Here is a 4,023-nt window from a genome sequence, read left to right on the forward strand (position 1 = left end):
CGCGGGACCTCAACGCAGCACAAAATATTTTGGCCCTCGGACTAGATGGCCTGGGAACAATCCCTAGAAGCCCTCGCCTTTAGGCGAGGGAGTAGTCACTTCCCACCCGATCCATACATCTAGCCAGGTGATCTCTGCTCTTTCTACACTTGCAGAGCTGGCTAAAAATGATGAGTGGGGGGTAATTGGAGAGGTTCTTTCTCCAGAAATCCATCAGCTTGTTTTAGACTGGGACACACTCTCTTCAGAAAAAAAGGGAGAGCTTGCTGGATATGCTTTAGGGAAGCACGGGCTTGATATTGTTCTTCCTGGGGCTGTTGCCAAAGTAGCTGCCAAGAGCATTAAAAGTGCTAAAAAACTTGCTGGAGCATGCAGAAACCTCAAAATCGCTAAAGAGACCCTTATCTTGGAAACCGCTGCAGAGGTTGGGAATACCGGAAAACTTGCCGAGATCGTAGCACATGGTCGAAAAACCACCTTTCTTGCCGATGAACTTGGCTTTACTGCAAAGGAAATGGGCAAACTCAAGCAGGTTGGAAAGTTAGAAATGACAGTTACTGAAGCTTATGAACACTTAAGCTTGCCGATGAAGGAATCCTTTCAGCTGTTTGAAAAAGCGCAAAAGTTTTTAAAACCTCACAAAGGTTTTATGCCGGAAATACAGATCAGAGAATTAATTCATCAAACAGGTATTCCTACCTTTCCAAGGCCTAAGGGGATTCCAAAAAACTTCAGAGTGAAACTGTCAAATAGAGGTGCTGGTATGAAGTATGTGCATCCTAAACACCCTCATACATCTGTTAGGGTAATGCCTGGTAAACCACATAGCCCATTTGAATACCAACAAAAACCTTACGTTATTCAAATGAAAGATGGGAAAGTTGTAGATAAATATGGCAATGTAGTAGGGATAGAGTTGCCTGAAGCTCATATCCCTATTAAGGAGTTTATTTACTCTGGAGAATAATTAATGGTTACAGATAAAGATAGGGAATATATTCTCAACGAACATTTGAGGAATATTTCTCATATATCTGATAAAGAGCGCCAAAGAAGAGTTTGGATAAATGGTGAAGGTCCTGACTTTGATGAGGCTGTGTGTTATTTTTTTGATATAGGAGATCCAATTTTAGAAAATTATGAGGACTATGGGATTACGGAAAAACAGCACCAAACCTTAAAAAGGCTTCGGGATGAGTTTGAGACTTTTTCCGATGACCATTATTGGCCAACGCAATTTATCGATACACCTGAATGGGAAGAAATTATAAGCTTAGCAAAAGAGGTTTTAAAAGAATTTGGCTACAAAAGTGCTAGATAAATCGTATTGAATTGAGAAGATTTCGCTTCTGGGTGGCACTTGCATGATGGAGGATTACGGCACCCATATGAGCGACTTTAGGGGTTGTCCAGTTAAACTTGTTTGAAAAATAGGTGATGTTGAAAGGGGTTTCATCAAGGAGGTGGCTTAAAGTGGTTTCCTCAGAAAACTCTGTTCGGTGGTGGGAAATGCATCGATCGATCCATGCAGAGATGACAGGGGAGTTTTTTTGAAAAGCAAAGACCCCAGACTGGACACCGCGGACTCCCTCTTTTAAAATTTTCATCTTTTTTAAAGGACTTTTTTGCTCGTCAAGGCTGTAAGAAATAGAAAACCCATCTTTTACTTCACTCATTTCGAAGAGGGGGGCAACGCTCTGGAGTACTTCGCAGTCGAGGTCGATCCATATCGAATTTTCGAAGGGGGTTTTATCAAGAGCAAGGGCTTTTGAAAACCAAACCCCTCGATTATTCCACATCAGAGGGACGATGAGGTCTTTCCAGGGAGGATCATCGACTTTGGAGAAGTTTTTTATCGGTCCTTTATCGGGATGTTGTGTAATCACACTTCCCATTTTTTCACACCAAGCGCGTGCCGAAGGGGTCATTCCAAAATCACAAAAAGTAACGGGGAAATCGTTATGCTTTGAGTAGTTTCTCCACCACCACTTGAGCATCCATTCCTGGCGTGCATCACACCCCGTAAGGATTCCTTCCACTTAGAACCTCATGGCGGTTAATAGGGCTCTTTTCCGTCCTACCCCTGTGTGATGGACAATGGTGGCGTGAGGGTTGGGCACTTCAGGAAGAAGCCAATTGTACTTATCGGAAAAGATGGTGATGTCGAACGGTTTTTCATGGAGAAGATGGCTCAGCGCGCTTTGGTCAGAGTTTTCCTCGCCGAGATGGCGCATACAGTAGTCGATCCACTCTAAGACAAGGGGGGAGTTTTGCCGATAAGCAAAGACACCTGCTTGGACACCACGCACCCCCTCTTTCAAAGTGGACCACCTTCTTGCTTCTGCAATGTTTTTTTCGGAGTCATAGGAAATGGCAAAACCATCTTTGCTCCGAGTCATTTCGAAAAGAGGGGAAAGATTTTGCTTAACTTCACAATCGATATCGGTCCAAATGGTTTCTTCAAAGGGGCTTTCCTTTAGGATCAGTGGTTTTGAAAACCATACCTTTCGCCTTTCCCACACCGATTTGCTTACTTTATCGGCCCAAGGAGCGGTATCATTTTTTTGCAGGTTGAGGTTGGCATCGAAGGAGACCACCTCCCCCCTATTTGCGCACCACGCTTTTGCTGCAGGGCTCATCCCAAAATCCCAAAAAATAACGGGGTAGTCATTGTGCTCCGAGTAGTGTTTCCACCACCACTTGAGCATCCACTCTTGCCGGTCATCGCACCCGGTCATCACACCTTTAGACAACAGAAAGCCCTCCTAAGATTTTTGTTTTTCCATACCCCCCAATGTGGTGGCGAATCACGGTTTTACAGCTCTGCGGGATAATGGTTGGCCAGTTGTAGATTAAGGGATAGGGGGTAATTTTGAACTTTTCCTTATTGAGCGTTTCGATGAGGACATTTTCATCCCCAAAGTGTTTATGGTTTTCGTGATAAATGTTTTCTGCCCACTTTTTGGTAACGGGGGAAAGCCTTTTACTGACGACAACCCCAGCGCTGAAAAGATCGAGGTTTTCAAGGGAAAGCTTCAAGATGCTAAAGCCATCTCCTTCATTACAATAGTCGAAGAGTTCGGCAATGGAACTCCGTACTTCACAGTCAAGGTCCATCCACACCGTTCGAACGTAAGGACTTCTCAAAAGAACGTAGGGTTTACAAAACCACTGAGTCCGCCCTTCCCATAGATCTCCCTGGTATTTTTTCTCCCACTCCTCGATCTCATCTGAAGTGATAGCTTCTCGAGGCTTAATCCACCCATCGGGGAAGGCAAAGGGGATCACATCCCCTTTGGAGCCGCACCAAAGGCGGGCGCTTTTTGACATCCCAAGGTCAAAAAAAGTGACGGGAAAAGCATTTTCCTTCGAGTAGTTCTCCCACCACCACTTGAGCATCCACTCTTGGTTTTCATCAGCAGCGATGATGACTCCATCGCCACTTCCATCGTCGTTGTGATCCCAGTCTGTTAAATCGTATGCGTTTAGGGGGTCAATTCCTAGTAAAGCGGAAGTAGGTACGACATCTTTTCCACCGCATTCCTCCCCTATAGCGTTTGTGGCTATAGGGTTGTCATTTGGTACAAAATCTGCAGCACATACTCCGCTTCCCTTAGGAATGCACCCCCTGAACGTATACGTTAAATCATCCATATTTTTTTGGTATATTCCTCCCTTTGATAATTAGCAAACATCTCTTAGAATTAGGAGATGTAAAGCCGCTTTACATCTTTCCCGAGGCGGAGTTGAAGGAGGAGGAAAGTATTCTGCAAGCTTTACAGCAAGCGGTGACGGAAGGGACGCAGATGGGGATCAAAGAAGTGAAGAACTATTTAGGTCACTATGACGAAGAGGGAAGGCGTTAGGAGCTGGGCAAAAATAACTCATGCATTTCTGGTGCCATAGCGCTTTAGCTGCGCGGCGCAAATCCGCAGGAAGCTTATTAGCTTTCAAGGAGTTGCAACAAAGCAGATGAAGATGTTATGGTTGCAGAAATGTATAAGTTATTTTTGCCCAGCTCCT

The 4,023-nt window shown here is 44.6% G+C and carries 6 protein-coding genes; 3 read left to right on the forward strand and 3 right to left on the reverse strand.

The window, feature by feature from the left end; genetic code table 11:
- Nucleotides 1–127: 127 nt before the first annotated feature.
- Together NEPTK9_RS09085 and NEPTK9_RS09090 are read left to right on the forward strand one after the other, a co-directional pair.
- Nucleotides 128–967, forward strand: a complete 840-nt coding sequence (locus NEPTK9_RS09085; RefSeq protein ID WP_194848516.1) for a hypothetical protein — start codon at nucleotides 128–130, stop codon at nucleotides 965–967.
- Between the two features lie 3 nt (nucleotides 968–970).
- Nucleotides 971–1,321, forward strand: a complete 351-nt coding sequence (locus NEPTK9_RS09090; protein WP_194848517.1) for a hypothetical protein — start codon at nucleotides 971–973, stop codon at nucleotides 1,319–1,321.
- On the opposite strand, the gene NEPTK9_RS09095 is transcribed toward NEPTK9_RS09090, so the two are convergent.
- Genes NEPTK9_RS09095 through NEPTK9_RS09105 form a run of 3 tightly spaced genes read right to left on the reverse strand, consistent with a single transcriptional unit; the run spans nucleotide 1,314 to nucleotide 3,654 of the window.
- Nucleotides 1,314–2,039: a hypothetical protein gene (locus NEPTK9_RS09095; protein WP_194848518.1), complete on the reverse strand. Its 726-nt coding sequence runs from the start codon at nucleotides 2,037–2,039 to the stop codon at nucleotides 1,314–1,316. The two genes, NEPTK9_RS09090 and NEPTK9_RS09095, sit on opposite strands and share 8 nt — an antisense overlap.
- Nucleotides 2,040–2,753: a glycosyltransferase family protein gene (locus tag NEPTK9_RS09100; protein ID WP_194848519.1), complete on the reverse strand. Its 714-nt coding sequence runs from the start codon at nucleotides 2,751–2,753 to the stop codon at nucleotides 2,040–2,042.
- Nucleotides 2,746–3,654 carry a hypothetical protein gene (locus tag NEPTK9_RS09105; protein WP_194848520.1) on the reverse strand — a complete coding sequence of 303 codons (909 nt, stop codon included), beginning with the start codon at nucleotides 3,652–3,654 and terminating at the stop codon, nucleotides 2,746–2,748. The genes NEPTK9_RS09100 and NEPTK9_RS09105 overlap by 8 nt, the downstream gene beginning before the upstream one ends.
- Before the next feature lie 23 nt (nucleotides 3,655–3,677).
- On the opposite strand from NEPTK9_RS09105, the gene NEPTK9_RS09110 reads away from it, so the two are divergent.
- Nucleotides 3,678–3,866, forward strand: coding sequence for a hypothetical protein (locus NEPTK9_RS09110; protein WP_194848521.1), 189 nt, complete (start codon nucleotides 3,678–3,680; stop codon nucleotides 3,864–3,866).
- Nucleotides 3,867–4,023 lie beyond the last annotated feature (157 nt).

The organism is Candidatus Neptunochlamydia vexilliferae, from assembly GCF_015356785.1.
In the GTDB taxonomy this organism is placed as follows: Bacteria; Chlamydiota; Chlamydiia; order Chlamydiales; family Simkaniaceae; genus Neptunichlamydia; species Neptunichlamydia vexilliferae.